The organism is Acaryochloris sp. CCMEE 5410 (assembly GCF_000238775.2).
In the GTDB taxonomy this organism is placed as follows: Bacteria; Cyanobacteriota; Cyanobacteriia; order Thermosynechococcales; family Thermosynechococcaceae; genus Acaryochloris.
Window position 1 is genome coordinate 4,147,254 of the sequence record NZ_AFEJ02000001.1, and the last position, 19,348, is coordinate 4,166,601.

A 19,348-nucleotide genomic window follows, 5' to 3' on the forward strand; every position below is an offset into this window, starting at 1 on the left:
CACAAGAACCGCAGCTAGACCTTTTAACCCCGGCGACCGCTGACATAGGCTGCCGTCAGGGGATCTTGGGGACGGGTGAAAATCTCTTGAGCGGAGCCAAATTCAATCAATTGGCCCACATCATGCTGCACCCAGAAAAAAGCCACATCATCGGCAATACGGGAGGCTTGGCCGAGGTTGTGAGTGACAACCAGAATCGTATAGGTGCCTTTTAACCGCAGAATTAAATCTTCGATCACTTCGCTGGAGAGGGGATCCAGGGCGCTACAGGGCTCGTCCATGAGTAAGACTTGAGGTTTTAAGGCCAGTGCCCTCGCGAGACAGAGGCGCTGCTGTTGCCCTCCAGACAGGGAGAGGGCAGGGGCTTTGAGGCGATCTTTGACTTCTGCCCACAGACCCACATCGGTGAGAGTGGTTTCGATGATGTGGTGGATATGGGTGCGATCGCAAATCCCATGCTCTTTTAAGGGAAATGCCAAATTGCGGTAAATAGAGAGGGGAAAGGGATTTGGCTTTTGGAACAGCATGCCCACTTGGCGGCGCAGGGGTGTTAGGGGCATCGTCGCCGTATCGCAATCATTTAAATAGACCTGGCCGGAAAGTTGGGCTTTCGGCGTGAGTTCATGGAGGCGATTTAAACAGCTTAAAAAGCTGGTTTTGCCACAGCCCGATGGACCGATTAAAGCCGTAATTTGTCCGGCTCGGAACTGAGCATCCACATTGGCGAAGGCCACCTTGCGACCATACCGTAAACTCAGGTTCTCCACCCGGACGCTAGGCGGCTGGTGATGATCGGCGGTGAAGGATGGCGGGCTTAAGGTGGGAGAGGTCATAGAATTTGCAATTTGGATTGGCGAAAGCGTTCGGCGAACCAGGAAACAAGAGTATTAATCACAATGAGCAGAATCACGAGGACTAAGGCCGTCCCATAAGCATTCTGTTCACCCCCCGGAATATTCATCACCAGGTCGAAAATATGAATCGATAGTACCCGGCCAGAGTCGAGTAGTGATGTCGGCATCCGATCGACATAACCACTAGTGAAAATTAAGGCAGCGGTTTCTGCAATGGCCCGTCCAATTCCCAGCAAAATCCCCACGGCAATCCCCGGTAGCGCTGCGGGTAAAATCAGGGTTGTCAGGGTGCCTAAACGAGATAATCCTAATGCTGCCGCTGCTTGACGATACTCGCGAGGGACATTAACCAGGCCCACCTGAATGGAACGAATAAGGATGGGCAATACCATACAGGCTAAGGTCAAGCCCCCAGACAGAATAGAGAATCCCAAGCCTAAAACCTTTGAGAAAAAGGCATTGCCAAACAGACCAAACACAATGGATGGCACCCCCGCCAAAATATCTAAGCTGAGACGAATGGCCTGATGGGAGCGCTGTGGACTGAATTCCGTTAAAAATAGAGCCGTGCCTAATCCTAGGGGGAGGGATACGCCCATACAAACCCCTAACACTAACCCCGTGGAGACCAGAATGGGAGCAATACCGCCTTCTAGCCCAGCTTTATTGGGGGCTTGAGTTATAAAAGCGCCATTGATGGCTTGCCCTCCTTGCCAAACCACATCGCTGAGTAGCCAGAGGAATAAAGCGGTAATCCCCAAGGCCACCAACCAAACCATCAGGGTTGCCCCTTGCTCCTTGCCAACAGGGATAGCCAGACGACGGACCATCTTAATCCTCCGGTGCATCCGTCCAGGGATCGGTGACGAGGACCAACCCAGTCACCACCAGCATCAGAACAAGTCCGCTGGCAAACAAAGCTGAGCGGTGAAGATCGAGGGCATAGGCCATTTCTAGGGCTATATTGGCGGTCAATGTCCTCACGGGGGCAAAGATCGAATCGGGGAACTGGACAACATTCCCGCAGACCATGAGGACCGCCATGGTTTCACCGAGGGCGCGGGCAGTGGCGAGCATGACAGCCGTTAAGAGACCCGAACGAATAGCAGGTAAACAGACGCCCTGGATGGTGGCCCAGGTTCCTAGGCCCAGGGCAGCTGACCCGCGCCAGTAAGTAGGCGGTAAGCTGGCTAGACTGGCATCAGTCACCAGGGCAATGGTGGGCAAAATCATCAGAGCCAAAATCAGAATGCCCGCCAGGAGGCTAGAGCCAGGCGGCTGAACTTTGGCAATTAAGGGTACGAGAACCACCAGTCCCCATAAGCCATAGACCACAGAGGGAATGCCAGCTAGTAACTCGATTAGGCGTCGATAGAGTTGGGCCACGCCTGCCGGGGCATAGTACTGACAAAATACCGCTGATAAAAGACCTAGAGGGGTTGCCACCAATACCGCGCCAACGGTGACTCCCAATGTTCCCATCACCATCGGGGTGAGATTGTAGGCCTGTTCGCTAGGGTGCCAACCTGGATCTCGCCAAAACTGATCGAGAGAAATAGAGCGCAGAATCGGTAGCGTTTCCCAGATAAGAAAGCCCAGAATCAATAGCAAAATTGCCCCGGAACACAGCGCCAGGATTTGCAAGAGAACCCTCCAGCTTGCTTCACTCTTGAACTGGAACAAGGGACTGCTCCTGAACAATATCCTTGACCTGGGAGGATTGAGCAAAATCAATAAATTTTTGCTGTTGAGGATTAAGAGGTCCTTGAGTCACCAAGTTAAGGGGACGTGATAGAGGGAACGAACCATCCCGCACGGTTTGAGCAGTAGCTTTCACACCTTCTAGGGGCAAAACTTTAATGGGCGTGCCCTGCTCGACATTCACCTTCGCTGCACCGACAGAAACATAGCCAATGGCCAGCGGGTTACCTGCCACGGTTTTGATGCCTTGCTCGTTATCGCCAATGACTACATCCGCTTTAATCTGCGAGGACTTGAGCTGGAAGTGCTGGGTAAATACTTCTAATGTGGAGCGACCTTCAGCTTTATTGACGACGGTAATGGCTTGGGATTTACCGCCAGCGTCCTGCCAATTGTTGAGCTTGTCCGTGTAGATGTCGGTAATTTGCTGGCGGGTCAGGCTTTGAATGGGGTTATCCCGATGGACAATCACGACGACGCCATCTTTGGCGATGGTATGGAAGTTGAGGCCCTGGTCTGCTGGCTTAGCGGCTCGGGACACCATGCCAATATCGGCGACCTGTTGGCGCACATCGGCAATGCCGCGAGAAGACCCACCCGTTTGCACGTCAATCCGCACCTGGGGGTTTTGGGCTTCATAACGTTTGGCGATTTCGGAGGCGACGGGGGCAACGGTACTGGACCCAGTAATCACCAGTTTTTGAGGGGCGCTACCGGAGCTAGACGCTTGTAAACTGCTGCAGGCTTGCAACCCTAGGCATAAGCCCAAAAACGCACCTGCGATGGCTCGACCAGACATAACGGTTCCTGCTAATGACTCCATAAAAATTCGGTGACCCCTGGGTGTAAGGGCCGCATAAAAGTTTGAATAGGTCGTAGAGGAACGACCTAGGATAACGAACTTAATAACACCGGAAAATATAGTTGAACATGGCTCTAGCTCCTAACTTCCACAGCCTAAACACCACTGATAGCCCCCTAAATCCCTCACTGGTGAAGGACTTGTCTGCTCGACCCACACAGGATCTGTGACAAAGTTGAACCTCAGCAGATCTAGAGGTCTCACGATCTAGATTCATTAGCCTAGACATAGGCTCAAAGTCCTCCAGAATGGGGGATTTAGGAGGCGAGTGCAAAAGCCGATGTTGCCAAAAGAGATGGCAGAAATCTCGGTATCAATCACTTTTCATTCCCTAAATAGAAAAGGAGGTAAATGAGAATTCGCAACAGCCCAAATTCAATCCTTCTTGGGACACCTGACTTTGGACATCCGGTACCAAGGCATAAAGGACGGCTTTGCCATCGCGAGTGGCTTGCACAAATCCAGCCTGCCGCAGCACTTTTAAATGGTGGGACAGGAGACTTTGCTCGACGTTCAACACGGCATTGATTTCATTGACGTGTTGAGGGCCATTCATCAATAGCTTCAGAATTGAGAGCCGAGTGGCGTCTGCTAAGGTTTTGAGCTTGTTGGCACAAGATTGAGATGTTTTCATGCTCACCTTGCTTCTGGTCAACCTAGGGTGTAGGTATTTATAGTAATTTTTATCTGTGTTGAATATATCTTGATATCAATTTTGATTCATTAATCATAGATTAAAGTTTCCTGAATCTTGCTGATCCTGGAAAAGCTGCGGGTAGAACTTGGATAGGCTATCTTGGACAGGTTTATGGTGAACTGGAACGGTTATGAGTTTTGTGGTGGTCGACGTGGAGTCGGATGGTCCTATCCCCGGCGACTATTCGATGGTTTGTTTTGGGGCTGTGATTGTAGAGCCAACGTTGTCCAAAACGTTTTATGGCCAGTTAAAGCCAAGTTCTGAACAGTGGGTTCCAGAAGCGTTAGCGGTCAGTGGCTTCAGCCGAGAAGATGTCCTTGGCTTTGAGGAACCAGCCATAGTGATGCAGGCGTTTGCGGATTGGATTGCCGAGAATAGTAAGGGGCGTCCGTTTTTTATTTCGGACAATAACGGCTTTGACTGGCAGTTTATCAATTGGTATTTTCACCATTTCCTGGGCAATAATCCCTTTGGCCATACATCTTCCAATCTTGGCTCTCTGTACAAAGGGCTGGTCAAGGACACCTTCACGAATTTCAAGCACTTACGGAAAACGGCGCATACTCACCATCCGGTGGATGACGCTCGGGGTAATGCAGAGGCGCTATTGCTGATGAAGGAACAGGGCTTAAAAATTAGTCTGAGATAAAAAGGTCTTATAGGAATCTAATATCATTTATAAGATTTCGTGAGACTGCAATTCTTGCCAGTTCTAATTCAGCTTAAAGGTGATTCTCATTACTCACTTCAGATTAATGTATATGATTTTTTTAGAGAAAAATTTTTAATTTAGATCGAATGATTGTATGGGGTATCTTGAAGAAGAGCAATAAAAAATTGGGATAGTCGTTACGCAAGTGAACACAGAGCATAATCAAAAGACTCAGGAATTTCGATCTGCTACTGAATTTCCAACATCTATTCAAGAGCTTGATATTAAAGAGGCTGATCGAGTTTATTGCGAAATAAGGCAATATCTTGTCAGCACTAATCGTAGTCAAGGACAACTACGACGTTACAACGAAAGCTACAGACAGGACATAAGTAAATATCGAGATAACATATCTGATCTTCAGAAAACTCGCGATAATCTCCAACTTGCAATTAATCAGCTCACTGCCGAAAAGAAAGAATTACTAAATGACAAATCTGAAGCTATTGAGTTGCTAGAGCAAGAAGTAACAAATTTATCTGGTAATCTTGATACATTATCTGAAGCTTTTGAAGGAATTATCGATTTCGATGATCCGAATGTCCAATGGGCCTCAACAAGCTTTATGACAAGGGTATGGAATTTTCTAAAGTCTGTTCGCCTAATTGTTCGAGGGTGGAATATAGAAGATCAACTTCCCTCTACTGCAGACCATGAGAGTTTACCCCCTAGTCGAGAAAATATTGCTATGGAGGAAAGAGAGAACCCAAGAATGTATACTGACCCTGCTTCTATAAATAGAGCACTGAGAGATGATACAGGCTGATAGTTATGGGTAAAAAGAAAATCAATTCTCTTTTAAAGCGTCTAAAAGAGAATCATCAGAAAGATATAGAGAACTCTGCATATATTTATAGTGTTGCTCAAGGTGCTGTCAATCAAATAGATACAGTAGCTCATAAGCAAAAAAGTGGGATTACACCATCTTGCAAGTTATTGCCATCAATAATTGATAAAGAAGAACTTGTTCGAAGATATAAGAATTATAATGGCTGTAGAAAAGCAGCAAAAACGCTAGGCATAAAGTTTAAGAAAACACCTTCATGGAATAAGTTGATTTGTGCTTTTTCTTATGCGGAGATATTTAAAGAAATCTGCAGGGATTATAGTAACAACAATCCGGATCCATTATTAAGTGGAATAACTATAGAAATACAATTTTGAATCATATTCTAATAACTTATCTATATTTTCCCTGCCTCTGCTAGTTTTCGCTGTATTTCCAGAGATGGAATGCTGACTGCCTGACAGATCTTTGTATTCCATAGCTCATAAAGCTTTGCACTGTAGAGAGCGGATACGAGAGAACCAGATTTTGTTGTAGTGTTTCTTTTGAGCTTTTTTAGAGGCAAAACACGGTTGCGGATCCTTGGTGAATAAGGGGACTGGCATCAACAACTCCCGTCCTTTATGGACCACCCCCTTGAGCCACCGCAATCCAATCTTGAGATAGCTAATGCCTCTGTGCCAATGGGGATCAACCTGTTGGCGTAGCCCTTTAATATGAACAGCCATCCCCTGAGCCGTGCTGTATAGCAGTGCCACAGCAGCAATCAGGTACAGCCTCTCCAGAGCATCAGCACAGCGAATTTTCGACTCTTCAAGCTCAAACACACCAGATTTACTATCGAGGAATAATTCTTCCACCCGAAACCTCAAGGCGTATTGCCACAAGGTTTGTAACGAGGGTGATTCATCTGTAATCACTGCCCATGGTTCTTTTACGCCTCGGATATTCGCCAGTACCAAATTGCACCGATAGAGGCCATCATCCCAAAGCCCGACATTACGGTAGAGGAGAGCTTCTCCTTTGGATGGCCATAACCTACGGACTTCTCTTGGACATTGACGGGGGCCATGGAGAAGGACATCACATGGGATACGCAGACAGTAATGCCAACGGCTCTGCTGTAACCAGCTCATCAGTTGATGGTTCGCGAACCCACGATCTGCTAACAACATGACATCTGGATGCTGCCGTAATAACCAACGGGCCTGACGCAATAGCGGTTGATATTCCTCAAAAGCAACCGCCGCACTCTTGTGCTCTAATACTTTCCATAACAACGGTACTGCTCTGCCACAGCAGACAACGGATACATGAATCATGCAGTATTCATTCCATAAAACCGTGGTATCCATCGCTAGGTAAAGGCGATGGGTTCGCCAGTTCTTAAGCGCTAGAAGGACCAAAGGGACATACAGTTTGTGGACATCAATGAGCGGATTGCACAGAAAGCGTTGCCAGCGACGCTCGACACTTTGGGCTTTTTTGCTCGGCAGGGGACATAGGATTCCCAAGCAGATAAGCATAATCGTTCACTGCAGATTAAGGCGCTCACCATCCATCCCAGGGTCATGAGATGACGCAAATCTCGATAATGGCTGTGTTGACGTAAAAAGGAGAACAGTTGACGATAAATTTGGGTGGAGCCTGACATTTGAGTAACGCTGATTTGTGCTTAAATCTAGCTTCACATGTCGCTCCACTCTTTTCTCAAAGACTATGAAAATAAAGGCTTTGAGATACTTCTGTCAGGCAGTCAGGATGGAATGATATGGCGAACGTTAGAGGCTGTTTTAAAAGCCCAGTTAATTCTGCATTAGCCCCCTAAATTCCCCATTCTGGGGGACTTTGAGGCTTATTATTATTCTAGAGGTGAGACAGAGGTAGGGGTAACAAGATGCGAGAGAAAAGAGCGCAACACCACCGTATTCGTGGTACGACCCCAGCAGTCGTTGCCGCCGCACAACGACTGAGTCTCAATCTGACGCCTGCCGAACAAAAACTGTGGAAAGCACTGCAAAAACGTCAACTCAACGGTCTAAAATTCCGCTGTCAACACGCCATCAGCTCGTTTATTGTCGACTTTTACTGTCCCCAATGTCGATTAGTGATTGAGCTAGACGGCGACATTCACAATCAGCAGGTGGAGTATGATGAAGCCCGTACCGAGCAGCTTCATCAGCTTGGTTACCGAGTGATCCGATGCCAGAACTCAAACGTTATTCACCACCTGGATCATGTACTTCAGCAAATCCGACAGGCGAGTGAGCAAAGCATTGAACTACAGTCAAAGTCCCCCAGGATGGGGGATTTAGGGGGCTAATGTAGCATGATTGAGGCTATTGACTAGAAAGGCATCGGATTTAGTTGTGAGGAGTCATACTCTCCTTACAACCCTGTCCATGGCTAACTTACAAGAGTTTTGTCCTGTACTCAAGGATCAGAGTAATAAAATCAGTCTTTGGGTCCTTTCTCTCTTGGTTTATTATGTCGGTACCAGATTTAATCCATACCCTGGAACAGACAACCCGGAAAAGACTCAAACAAATGTCTGTTGAGGACTTTAATCAAAGCCTGAATGACACCTATCACCATTTGCAGCGTCAGCCCAATGCTTATGCACTGAATGATGAACATCAAATCGTTGGACTGAGTTTGCAAGGAGTGGATGGCCATGAATTAGTGGACGCATCCATCGAGCAATATCCCCATCTCTCCGCCTTGTATTTATTCGATATTGTCTCGCCAGAAATCGTCCCATTTGCCAGTCTCCCAGGGCTCTCCACCATTGCCCTGTCGGGACAAGACGTGACGGCTACCTCCTATCTTCAGCAAGCCACAAATCTCACCACGGTTTATTTAAAAACCACCCATATTTCGGATTACTCCTTCTTGTCGGACCTCAAGAACCTAACCCACCTAGACTTAAGCAACAATCAGATTGCTGATATTTCCTTTATCCAAGACCTTAAACAACTCACTAGCCTCGGCTTAGCAGCAAACAAAATTGTTGATATCTCAGGACTAAAAGACCTGACGACACTGAACAGCCTGAATTTACGCTCCAATGCAATAGACGATTATTCCGTGTTGCTCAATTTCAAAGAACTTAGCCAACTAACGGTTAGCGTTCGCGAAGCAACCGGTCTTGCCTTTCTACAAGATCTTAGGGGTCTTACCTATCTAGATCTCAGTTACAACCACTGGATTTCTGATATTTCGGTTTTACGCCATCTCCCAAAGCTCACCCATCTAGATTTAGGGTCTAATCAGATTTCTGATATTGCAGTTTTGTCAGACCTGCCACAACTCACGCACCTGTCTTTAAGTGCCAATAAAATTTCTGATCTTTCAGTCTTACAAACCCTCCAGGGACTTGAAAGTCTGGATATCAGCGCTAACGAGATTGCTGATATTGCCATCCTACAAAATCTCCAAGGGCTGACCCAACTGGATATCAGCTCCAATGACGTGTCTGACATTTCCGCTTTGCAGGATCTCACGACGCTCACCCAACTGAATGTCAGTTCAAATGAGGTTATTGACTATTCTGTTTTACAAGGTCTAACCGAACTCACCAACCTAGATGTCAGTGATAATCAGCTGTCTGAGATCTCAGACTTACAGGGACTGCACGCACTCACCAGTCTGAACCTCAGCTATAACCAGCTGTCTGATATTTCAGTCTTACAGGACCTCAAGCAACTGGCTACTCTGAACTTAAGCTACAACCCAGTCTCTGATATTGCAGTACTGCAAAACTTCAAGGATCTCACCACCCTGAATTTAAGTTTCACTCAGATTACCGACCTGTCTACTCTGCAAGGCCTTAAAGGGCTAACCAGTTTAGATTTACATAGCAATCAGATTAGGGATATCTCAGCATTACAAGACCTGAAGGGACTCTACCGGCTGAATGTCAGTGATAATCAGCTGTCCGATATTTCTGCATTGAGAAACCTCAAGGGCCTCTTCAGTCTGAATTTAAGCATTAACCAAATTTCAGATATTGCAGCCCTACAAGATCTCACAAGACTAACCAGTTTGAATGCCAGTCATAATCGGCTGTCTGATATTTCAGTTTTGCAGGGACTCACCAGGCTGAACAGTCTAGATTTAGGAGCCAACCAGATTGCTGATATCTCAGTCCTGCAAAATATCCCAGGACTCTTTAGTCTGGATTTGCGATTTTCCGATGTTTCCGTGTTTCAGGACTTCAAGGGACTGACCAGTCTGAATCTCAGTTCTAATCAAATTTCCAGCGTTCCCGAATGGCTGAGTGAACAGGGGCTTCCCATTCAAACGGAGGATGAAGATGCTTTATTCTGCATTAACCTGTGTGGTAATCCCATTCCAAAGTGACCTGGATCAGGGTCAGACCATCCGTGACTTCCCGCCTTTGCGATCCTGGGTTGCCAGGGCGGTTCATTCAGTCAGTGCTGGCCGAACGCTGGCCAGATCGCCGTTGTACGCATCTTGGTGGATTTTCATGGTGTCCTGTGCCTAAACCTTGGGTCAGTGACATCATGGAGAACACTGCCGTTGCGAGGGCAGTCGCTTAGCAGCCGTTGTGAGATAGCTGGCGAGATGACGGCACCCCTTCGCTAATAAAATGTCCAGATCGATATGAGCACTCTGGAGAGTCTCGCCGGTGCTCACCCATATTTGCTTACCCAGCAAATTTATTTGTGCCACAGAGCCTAACCCATCCAGCGTCTTGAGCAGTCTGCCTTGATCTACCTGCCACACCTTAACCGACTGATCCGCACCGCCCGAGACCAAAATCGGCTGATCGGGAAGAAACGCCAAACTTGTCACCCCATTTTGATGGCCCGTCAGGGTTTGCACTAACGTCCCATCTCGCCACAGCTTGATCGTGTTGTCCCAACTGGCCGACGCTAACAGATTGCCTTCAGAATTGAACTGGACTTGGGAGATGGCTAAGCTATGCCCCGTTAGGGTTTTGACTGGGGTGCCGTCCAGCTGCCACAGCTTCACCGTCTCATCATCACTGCCCGACGCTAAATAACGAGGTCCCATGCTAACGCTCGTAATGGGGCCATCGTGAGCTTGGATAGTTTTGACAGGTTTTCCCGTGGTGGCATCCCATAGGCGAAGGGTTTGGTCATCACTACCCGAGACCAGGGTTTTGCCATTCGGACTGAAAGCGAGACTATTAATTTTGCCTGTATGGCCGGAGAGGGTGCGTTGCACTGTCCCCTCATGGATATCCCACACCTGAATGGTTGGGTCATGCCCGGATACTAGCTGTTGGCTATCGGCACTAAATCGGAGGGCATATGTGGGCGTTTCGCTTTTGAGGGTTTTGAACAGGACTTTGCCCATTTGTGGATCGGGTCGCCAGAGCTGAATCACCCCGTCTAGACTGGCCGTAGCTAAGATCTGCTGGTCTGGACTAATGGCCATGGCCAGGATGGGTGATGTGTCTTCAGGAATGGATGGGGTGGCCCAAATTCGGACCTGTTTATCGATACTGGCTGAGATTAAGGTGTTGCCATTGGGATGAAAGGCAGCATCTAGGGTTGGAGCGCCATGTCCTTTCAGCGTGGATAAGAGTTTACCTGTGGCAACTTGCCATAGACGGAGGCTGTGATCGGCATGGGTGGAGACTAAGGTGTTGCCATCCGGGCCAAAGGCAACGCTAGTCACGACAACATTGTCTGTTTCCAACGTATGCAGTAGCTGGCCCGACAGAGACCATAACTGAATCGTACCGTCTTCCATAGAAGCAGCGAGGGTCTGACTATCTGAACTGATAGCGATATCGGTGACGGCGGTAGCCTGTTTGGGCAAAGTACGGAGCGTTTTCCCCTTCGCCACATCCCAAATCCGTACGGTTTTATCTTCACTGGCAGATACAAGTACATTGCCAGCGAATTCAACGGCATTGACCCAACCCTGGTGTCCAGTCAAGGTTTTTACAAGTTGGCTTGTACGGGTATCCCAGATTTTAATTACGGATTCTCGGCCTGCGGTTGCCAACTGATGGCCTTGGGGATGAAAAGCTAAGCCTGTTCCCTGAGGGGAAGCCGCAAAGCTGGAAAGCTGCTTTTCTGTTTTGGGAGACCATCGTTGCACAGTTCCCTGAGTCGTAATCACGGCAATGGACTGGTCATCAGGACTAAAGGCAATATCATTGACTTGCTCGCCAATGTTCAGCGTATAAAGGTGCTGGCCGTTTGCCTGCCAAATCCGCACCGTTTGGTCATCACTACCCGACGCAATCCACTGCCCTGATGAACTGATGCTAACGGAGGTGACCCGTTGGGTATGGCCTTCTAGACGGTTTCGTTCATGGGTGTTTGCGATCGCATCTCCTAACGTCAAGGCAGTTTGGGTGCGGATTGCACCTAACGTATGGCCATCAATCCCCCATCCCCAGAGGTTTTTCATCTGTCTTGCAGCTTGGGTACTGGTGAGAAGCGCTTCGAGTTGTTGATGCGATCGCAACTGAGATTCAGCCAGGGCATTTAAGGCCCGAATCTCACTGAGCTGAGTCTGCTGCCGCTGGAGAAACGCCATGCCTGCCAGTCCCGTCGCCGCTAAACCCAGGACACTAATAACCCCCACTGCTACTCGTGCCCGTCGCAACCGTTGTTGGGCCTGTTTCTGCTCTTGCGCTTGGGCTGATAAACCCGCTTGAACAAAGGCTTGCACCTCCGCCGATAGCTCATCTGTGTACTTCACATACAGTTCCGCTGCGGCATCCAGGCGCACCCCGCGCAGCAAAAAATCGGGAGACCGTTGACTCTGCTGCCAATCCTCCGCCGCTTGCTCGATCTGACGTTGGGTTTGCAGACGGACCCGGTTTTCTTCCAACCACCAGCGCAAGGTGGACCAGTGACGAATCAGAATTTCATGGACGACTTCCACGGTGACATCCTGTTTAATCCACTCCAGCCAGTCGGGTTCAGGGGGTTCGGATGCCTTATCGCCTTTACTGTTTAAGATCTGGGCTGGAGCCAGATCCTCCTCTAAACTGACGATCACTAACTTGGCATCCGTCAGTACTTTGAGCGTTCGCTCCACTAATTCCGCTGGATGCTTGGGCACAATCAAGTCAGACTTTTTGATCCGCCGCCGGGTATCTTCTGTACCATCCCCCAACTGGGTCAAAGCCAGAAAAATCCACTGGGCACAGGCTTGAGCCTCTGTATCCAAACCGTCATATACCGCTTGGGCTTTGCGTTCTAACGCCCCTTTTAAGCCGCCAATTTGCTGCTGATAAATGGCTAAGGTCAGCGCTCCAGGCTGCCGCTGTTCCCAAAGCTGCTCTAGAACAAATTCCAGCAGTGGCAAATCTCCTGCGAGATTACTCAGTTCTTCCAGCAAGACCTCCACCAGTTCGGGTTCAACCGCTAAGCCCACTCGCTCTGCTGGATTGAGAATGACTTGGCGATAATTCTCCGCCGTCAGGGCAGGGGGCACTAGAATATTGGACTCTGGCAACCGCTGGGCTAAGGCAGGGTATTCCAAACAGGGCGCAATAAAATCGCTGCGGAGGGTGATGATCAGCTTAAAGCGATCGTCTGCATGGTCTATAGCTCCAAAGATGAGGTCTAAGAACTGCTGACGATCTTCGGAGGATGCGAGGGTAAATAATTCCTCAAACTGATCGATCACGAGGACAATGGTGGATTGAGGTTGCGATCGCAACCAGTAAACAAACCCCTCAGTCCCCTGATAGAGCATCCCTTCCAACTGCAGCCGCTGGTACTGCTGCTCCTTAGCAGTACCACTTTCGATTAAACGTTCCACGAGCGCTTGGGCTGGTTTGGCCCCTGGTCGGAGGCTTCGCACCCACCATTGGTCACTGTCTGGAATATGCTGTCCCTGCTGGAGCTGGGCCATCAACCCCGCCTGTACCACGGAGGATTTACCGCTGCCGGAAGCGCCCACAACAGCTAGAAAAGACCGCTCTCGCACCGTCTCAATCAGTTGCTGGGTCAAGGTTTCCCGTCCAAAGAAAAACGGGGCATCATCGGGACCAAAGGCCCGCAGCCCCATATAGGGGCAAATGCCTAAGTCAAAATCTGACGTGGTGCTACGCGCTCCCATCCCACCAGGCAAGACTTCAATCACGCCCTGCACCCCTGATAGCCAGGTCTGCAGCTGCACTTCACTTCCTGCTAGCTGCATCTGCAACTGAGCAATCCAGCTAGCGACAGGCATCCCCTCTTGGGTATTGGCTTGCGTTAGGGTCTCGTACAAAACATCTGCAAACTGTTCCGGCTGATCCGCTGGAGCCGCTGAGGCTAACAGACACTGGCCCTGATAATGGGTCTGCAAGTCTTCAATCCAATCCAGCAGATCCGTGGCTCCAGGACAATCCAGAATCACAATTTGCTGGGCCAAAGGCGACCGTCGCAGCATCTGCCGTAACCAGGACCGACTCATCGCCACCCCTTCCGGTAAGACCAGATGAGCCTCGCCCGTTTTCGTCAGTTCCGTTTTGCCCCGCAAGTAGAGGAGGGCGGTCGTCACCGTCGTTGGGACAGGTTGAACTGGATCCGCAACTTGCAAACAGGTTTGAATCGCGTCTCGCACGTCTTGCCAGGTTTGCTCCGCCTGGGGGAAATAGGTCAGCTCAAAGGCCCCCGCCCCGCGCAACACTTTTCCGAAGGCTAGAGCCGTGGGATTATCTGCCAACCCTGCCACCATCAGGGCTTGTCGAGGATAGGCATGGACGGGCAGCTCCGGCTGCAGACCCAACACCAGTTCCCCCACCCCTTCCACAATCCGCTTTGGTGTTTGCTGGGGATATTCGGCATCGAGCTGGGTTTCGCCTCGACCTCGCTTTTGCTGGTTGATCAGTCGAAGCTGCTGGTTGACCTTATCGATATAGCGCAGGGTTTGGTAGTAGACGTACTTATAGAGGGCATCGGCTTCAATCACCCCGTCGTCGTCTGCGGCATCTCCTAATAATCCTTGAATGAGGTAATAGGTAAACACCCCATGCTCTAGCTCGGGAAACTCCCAGGACTGTTGGTTCTGATCACAGGATAGAAGCGCATAAAACCCCTTACTCTGGGCCGCCCGCTGTCGTAACAGGGCCATCAGTTGGGGGGTTGGATTGGGTAATGGGTCTGGGGTTTCATCTTTACTCCCCAGCTGCATACTCATACCGCCGCTATGGCAAGCATCCAGCCACACCAATTGCTGACGAGCAGCACTATTGGCCAGGGTCGTGAGTAATTCCTGCACCGGCAGCCCCGTTTGGGGTAGCTGTTCCTTTTGGGTATCAGCGAGGCATAGAAAGGTTTGCTGAGTCGACGGGTCAACGACGCCATGACCTGAAAAATAAAACAGAAGGGTGTCTGGCGGTTGAGCCTGCTCGACAATTTGCTGCAAGCTCGTCCGAACGCCTGCCAAGTCGGGTGAGGAGTCAGATGCCTGGGGATGATCGTGATGCAAGACGATAGATTTTTGCGGAAATGCCGCTGTGGCAGTATTCAGGGCACCCCCCAATCCCTGACAGTCTAAGGCTGGGTAGGCCAGGTCCGATAGCTGGGCATCAGCATAATGATTGACTCCCACCAACACGACCCATAGCTTGGCTTCTCCCGATTCCAATGCTCGGGTTGATCGACTGGTTTTGACGCTAACAGGGGACATAACGGTGGTGTGCTTCACCCAGTTTTGATGTGTTTAAGGCTAGTGCCGAACTTGGCATGGGCTGCCTTCTCCAACTTATAGGGTTCAGCCTCAAGATTTATGCAAACAGCACGATTTTGATCGCATCGCGGCTGGCACCGGACGGCTGATGCATTGATAATGTTGCCCTAAAACGGTTGCGATCCAATTAGAGACTGCTCGCTAAAAAGGTGTAAAGAAATAAAAATTAGCAGAATCAAATGCTTATCTCACTTTTGGTTAACTTCTTGCAGAGAAATAAGCCTAGACCATTGGAGAATTGTAATTTTTAACTAGAATCATCATCCTTGATATAGAAGTGGACACTCTGAATTATCCCAACTCCATCCTGGTTTAATGATGTCCGGTACATTCCTAAATCGGCTGCTTCAGCGTTTGTACCAGCGGGTGATTATGATTATGATCATCTTGTTCAGTCTGGGGCTGGGAGTCGCTTTTGTGGGGACCTACTATCTCTCCATATATTGGGTAGATAGCCAAGCGGTGCAATATTCAAGCGTTGTTATTCAAACCTTAAATCAGGCCCGGCGGTTCTATAGCGAAGATGTCGTTGATCGCCTAGAGTCTATCAAGGATGTTCAAGTTATCCCTGAATATCATGCTGTCAGTGGCGGCATTCCCAACCCCGCCACCTTTACGATTGAACTGGGCGAATTGCTGAGTAACCAGTCCACAGGGACCATCTTCCGACTCTATAGCAACTTTCCGTTTCCCCATCGACAGGCCACAGGAGGCCCTCAAGATCAATTTGAACGGGCTGCACTGAACTATCTCCAAAAGCATCCCCAGGCCGCTTACTATCGCAAAGAGCGAGTGGGAGATCGTCTTTCATTTCGATATACAGAAGCTGTTTTGATGGAACCCAGTTGTGTCGCATGCCACAATACATTGCCCAGTAGCCCCAAAAAAGACTGGAAGGTTGGTCAGGTTCGAGGGATTGCCGAAATCACACAGCCTCTCGAACAGGGCCTACAAACGGCTCAGGGAGGTTTAAAGACTATCTATCTGGCCCTGACCATCATCATCACGTTGGCCATGATGGGGTTGGGGCTGGCTGTGGGTCGGTTCCGCACCCTTAATCAGGAACTAGAGAAGAAAGTTGCTGAAAGAACAGCTGCCCTTGAGCGATTAGCCACGGTGGATGAGCTGACTCAATTGGCCAACCGACGCCAATTTGATCAGCGTTTAGAGCAGGCCTGGAAAGTCGCTCGGAGACTGCAGCACCCTTTATCTTTAATTTTGTGTGATGTTGATTATTTCAAAAACTACAACGATACCTATGGTCATCCAGCCGGAGATGAATGCTTGCGGTCGATAGCCAAAGTCTTAGACAGGAGCATCAGACGTCCTGGAGAATTTTCTGCCCGGTATGGTGGTGAAGAGTTTGCCATTGTTTTACCCAATGTCAGTCGTATGGATGCCATCCAAATCGCAACGACGATTCAAACGGCCATTCACCAACTCCAAATTCCTCATCGCTCATCGTTAAGCCATGCTTCTGTCACACTAAGTCTGGGCATTGCTACGATGATTCCTAATGCTAATTATTCCCCTGAACAATTAATACAAGCAGCGGATGAAGCCCTATACCAAGCTAAGCATCAAGGGCGAGATCGATATGTTGTCTGGGATAACCCATAAGGGGCATTACCGCAGATGAAATTTATGATGCCGCTTATAGGTGAATCGGTTGAGTGTCTTGCTCAGAGTGTCGGACTCAAACCCTGAACTCTACAATATTGGCTAGACAGTCTGGCTAGCTTTTGCGATCGGATGTAGCTGATGCAACCCCACTTCAACCTCTCTAGACGTCAGTTTCTGAGTGCTGTCAGTATGGCCATGGGCTCAGTGATTCTCGATCACCTTTCTGGAGATCCGGCTCAAGCGGTTGAGTTGCCCGGTACTGAGTATCTCGTTGGCGTGGGCAAAAGCGATATTATCGATCCTGCCATTGGTCTGGGGATGCAAGGGATGGCGGATAAGCATCAGCGTACGACGGGGGTTGAATCCCGGCTCTATGCCAAAGCCTTTATTGTGGTTGATCCAGAGTCTGCGAAGCGGGTTGCGATCGCATCCACAGATCTCTGGTCTGGTACCCATATCGTCAAGCATGAAGTCTTGCAGCGCCTGCAAAAGATTTATGGACCTGACCTTTATCAACTGGATAATCTGCTCATCAGTGGAACCCATACCCACAGCGGACCGGGTGGTTATTCCCACTACTATCTGTACAACCATAGCCTGGGCGGACCCAACCAGATTGGCGGCTTTGATCGTCATAATTTTGAATGTATCGTCTCAGGGATTGTGGCAGCGATTCAGCAAGCCCATGACCAACTAGCCCCTGGCAAAATCTACGTCAACCAAGGACAAATCGAGGATTGCGGCAGACAACGCTCATCCGTAGCCTACCAGCAAAATCCGGAAGCAGAACGCAAACAGTACGGTCGCGACACCGACAATGAGATGCTGCTGCTGAAATTTGTCCATGTGAACGGTACTACCGAGATACCCATAGGTCTCTTGAACTGGTACGCCATCCATCCCACAGATCGTGGACAGTACAACACCCTAGTGACGGGGGATAACAAAGGATATGCGGCAGAGAAATTTGAAGCGGCGTCTCGCGAACCCATCATCGCGGCCTTTGCCAATGCCAACTGTGGTGATGTCTCCGGTAATGTCGCCTATGGCTCTATCCCAACAGGCGTCAACGATCGCGAGCGAATGCAAAAACATGGCCACCAGCAATATCAGCAGGCCCAAGCCTTATTTGATCAAGCCATAGAACCCCAGGGTAAGCGCAAGAAAATTATGTCTCTGAAAGGCTAGACTGTAAAGGAATAGAAGCGCCTAGAACTTTGAGCATATACGCTTCATCCATGCTCGCCCGTTTTAGTTTTTGACGGGTACTTTCTTAAAGGACGTTTCTTGATTCAGGAGGTTGATGCTCCAGCGCTTCAGGATGGCCATGTTTTCCGGCGCATGTCCTGTGCGGATACGGCTGGCATCTTCGCCAAAGGTCACATCTAAGACCCAGTGGAGTTGGTTCTCAATCGACCAATGCTGGCGGATGGCTTTGCCCAACTGCTGAGCAATGGGCGGTAGAGAACTGATGTAAAACATCACCTCATAGGTGGTTTTGTTCCACAAGTGGCGGGTCCGAGCGACCTTGACGATGCTTTGCAAGCCCTTCCACTGCGCCTGCTTGTACAGAGGACCCATTTGTTGAAGGGACACCGCCCAAACTTGTCGTTTCTCGCGACGATGGTGTCCGGCTTCCACCCGCACATCATAGCTGTACTCAATGCCCTTAAACTCATTCGCTTCCGCCGTTTCAAACCATTGCTCAACCTGCTCAAACAGCGTGGGATGATTCTCTTTGAGGGCCAGTACATAGTCTGCGCCTTTGGCCTGAATGCGACAGGCAATCTCGTGCTGAGTCCCCATCGCATCAATGGTGATAATGCACCCGGCAATGTCTAACAGCTCTAAGAGGGCTGGGATCGCCGTAATTTCATTGCTCTTGTCCTCGACTTTGACTTGTCCCAGAAATAACCGATATTCACTGGCCCAAGCACTGACCAGATGCAAGGCGGATTGGTCTTGATTGCGGTCATAGGAGCCCCTGAGTTGTTTGCCATCAATCGGGATCACTTGAGCACCGAGGGTCGTCACGACCTGATCCAACCAGTGATTGAAACTCTGCTCAAAGGCGGTGGGGCAAATACGCTCAAACACCCGTCGATAGGTGTCTGCTGTCGGTATTCCGGACGGTAGGCTCAGAAAACTCGACAACCAATCCTGATGGCTCAGACCATAGGTTTCAATATCTTCCCACCCCTGTGCGCCACCTAAACTTGCCAATAGTCCAATCACGACGATGCTGACAAACGGATGCTGGACACCTTGGCCTCCCCGTGGATCAGTCAACTCCTCAAAACACTCGGTCAGTTGTTGATAAGCCTGATCGCAATCCGTGGTTGGCAGTAGTGACGAGGATGAGTCAGTGGAAGCTGGTGAGGAAGGAGGCTTGCTGAATCCTGTAGCCATGGGGAAA

14 protein-coding genes and 1 pseudogene are annotated in these 19,348 nt (G+C 49.4%); 7 read left to right on the top strand and 8 right to left on the bottom strand.

The window, feature by feature from the left end; genetic code table 11:
* Nucleotides 1-23 precede the first annotated feature (23 nt).
* The 5 genes from ON05_RS19125 to ON05_RS19145 all read right to left on the bottom strand — a co-directional run bounded on the left by ON05_RS19125 (nt 24) and on the right by ON05_RS19145 (nt 4,051).
* Nucleotides 24-833 (bottom strand): phosphate ABC transporter ATP-binding protein, encoded by an 810-nt coding sequence (locus tag ON05_RS19125; protein WP_010476658.1) that lies wholly within the window; start codon nt 831-833, stop codon nt 24-26.
* Entirely contained in the window at nt 830-1,684 is an 855-nt protein-coding gene (gene pstA, locus ON05_RS19130; RefSeq protein ID WP_010476659.1) for a phosphate ABC transporter permease PstA, read from the bottom strand. Before pstA ends, ON05_RS19125 begins: the two co-directional genes overlap by 4 nt.
* A gap of 1 nt (nt 1,685) precedes the next feature.
* Nucleotides 1,686-2,537, bottom strand: a complete 852-nt coding sequence (gene pstC / locus ON05_RS19135; RefSeq protein ID WP_010476660.1) for a phosphate ABC transporter permease subunit PstC — start codon at nt 2,535-2,537, stop codon at nt 1,686-1,688.
* Nucleotides 2,518-3,378 (bottom strand): phosphate ABC transporter substrate-binding protein, encoded by an 861-nt coding sequence (locus tag ON05_RS19140; protein ID WP_010476662.1) that lies wholly within the window; start codon nt 3,376-3,378, stop codon nt 2,518-2,520. The genes pstC and ON05_RS19140 overlap by 20 nt, the downstream gene beginning before the upstream one ends.
* A gap of 370 nt (nt 3,379-3,748) precedes the next feature.
* Nucleotides 3,749-4,051 carry a helix-turn-helix transcriptional regulator gene (locus ON05_RS19145; RefSeq protein WP_010476663.1) on the bottom strand — a complete coding sequence of 101 codons (303 nt, stop codon included), beginning with the start codon at nt 4,049-4,051 and terminating at the stop codon, nt 3,749-3,751.
* Between the two features lie 193 nt (nt 4,052-4,244).
* On the opposite strand from ON05_RS19145, the gene ON05_RS19150 reads away from it, so the two are divergent.
* From ON05_RS19150 to ON05_RS19160, 3 genes are all read left to right on the top strand, one after another.
* On the top strand, nt 4,245-4,763 hold the full coding sequence (locus ON05_RS19150) for an exonuclease domain-containing protein (protein ID WP_010476664.1): 519 nt from the start codon (nt 4,245-4,247) through the stop codon (nt 4,761-4,763).
* 208 nt (nt 4,764-4,971) lie between these two features.
* The gene (locus ON05_RS19155) at nt 4,972-5,592 is read left to right on the top strand and encodes a hypothetical protein (protein WP_010476665.1); all 621 of its coding nucleotides are present in this window, start codon (nt 4,972-4,974) and stop codon (nt 5,590-5,592) included.
* A gap of 5 nt (nt 5,593-5,597) precedes the next feature.
* Entirely contained in the window at nt 5,598-5,990 is a 393-nt protein-coding gene (locus ON05_RS19160; protein ID WP_010476666.1) for a hypothetical protein, read from the top strand.
* Between the two features lie 105 nt (nt 5,991-6,095).
* Here ON05_RS19160 and ON05_RS19165 read toward each other — a convergent pair whose 3' ends face one another.
* Entirely contained in the window at nt 6,096-7,139 is a 1,044-nt protein-coding gene (locus ON05_RS19165; RefSeq protein ID WP_262561514.1) for a transposase, read from the bottom strand.
* 371 nt (nt 7,140-7,510) lie between these two features.
* On the opposite strand from ON05_RS19165, the gene ON05_RS19170 reads away from it, so the two are divergent.
* Entirely contained in the window at nt 7,511-7,936 is a 426-nt protein-coding gene (locus ON05_RS19170; protein ID WP_010481400.1) for an endonuclease domain-containing protein, read from the top strand.
* Between the two features lie 224 nt (nt 7,937-8,160).
* Nucleotides 8,161-9,975 (top strand): leucine-rich repeat domain-containing protein, encoded by a 1,815-nt coding sequence (locus ON05_RS19175; RefSeq protein WP_262561977.1) that lies wholly within the window; start codon nt 8,161-8,163, stop codon nt 9,973-9,975.
* Between the two features lie 162 nt (nt 9,976-10,137).
* Here the strand turns inward: ON05_RS19175 and ON05_RS19180 are convergent, their stop codons facing one another.
* Nucleotides 10,138-15,249, bottom strand: coding sequence for a caspase family protein (locus ON05_RS19180; protein ID WP_010481403.1), 5,112 nt, complete (start codon nt 15,247-15,249; stop codon nt 10,138-10,140).
* Between the two features lie 432 nt (nt 15,250-15,681).
* On the opposite strand from ON05_RS19180, the gene ON05_RS19185 reads away from it, so the two are divergent.
* The gene (locus ON05_RS19185; protein WP_010481404.1) at nt 15,682-16,929 is read left to right on the top strand and encodes a diguanylate cyclase domain-containing protein; all 1,248 of its coding nucleotides are present in this window, start codon (nt 15,682-15,684) and stop codon (nt 16,927-16,929) included.
* 141 nt (nt 16,930-17,070) lie between these two features.
* On the top strand, nt 17,071-18,120 hold the full coding sequence (locus ON05_RS19190; protein WP_010481406.1) for a neutral/alkaline non-lysosomal ceramidase N-terminal domain-containing protein: 1,050 nt from the start codon (nt 17,071-17,073) through the stop codon (nt 18,118-18,120).
* On the opposite strand, the pseudogene ON05_RS19195 reads toward ON05_RS19190, so the two are convergent.
* A pseudogene (locus tag ON05_RS19195) lies at nt 18,101-19,341 on the bottom strand (ISAs1 family transposase). The gene ON05_RS19190 and the pseudogene ON05_RS19195 overlap by 20 nt on opposite strands.
* Between the last annotated feature and the right edge of the window lie 7 nt (nt 19,342-19,348).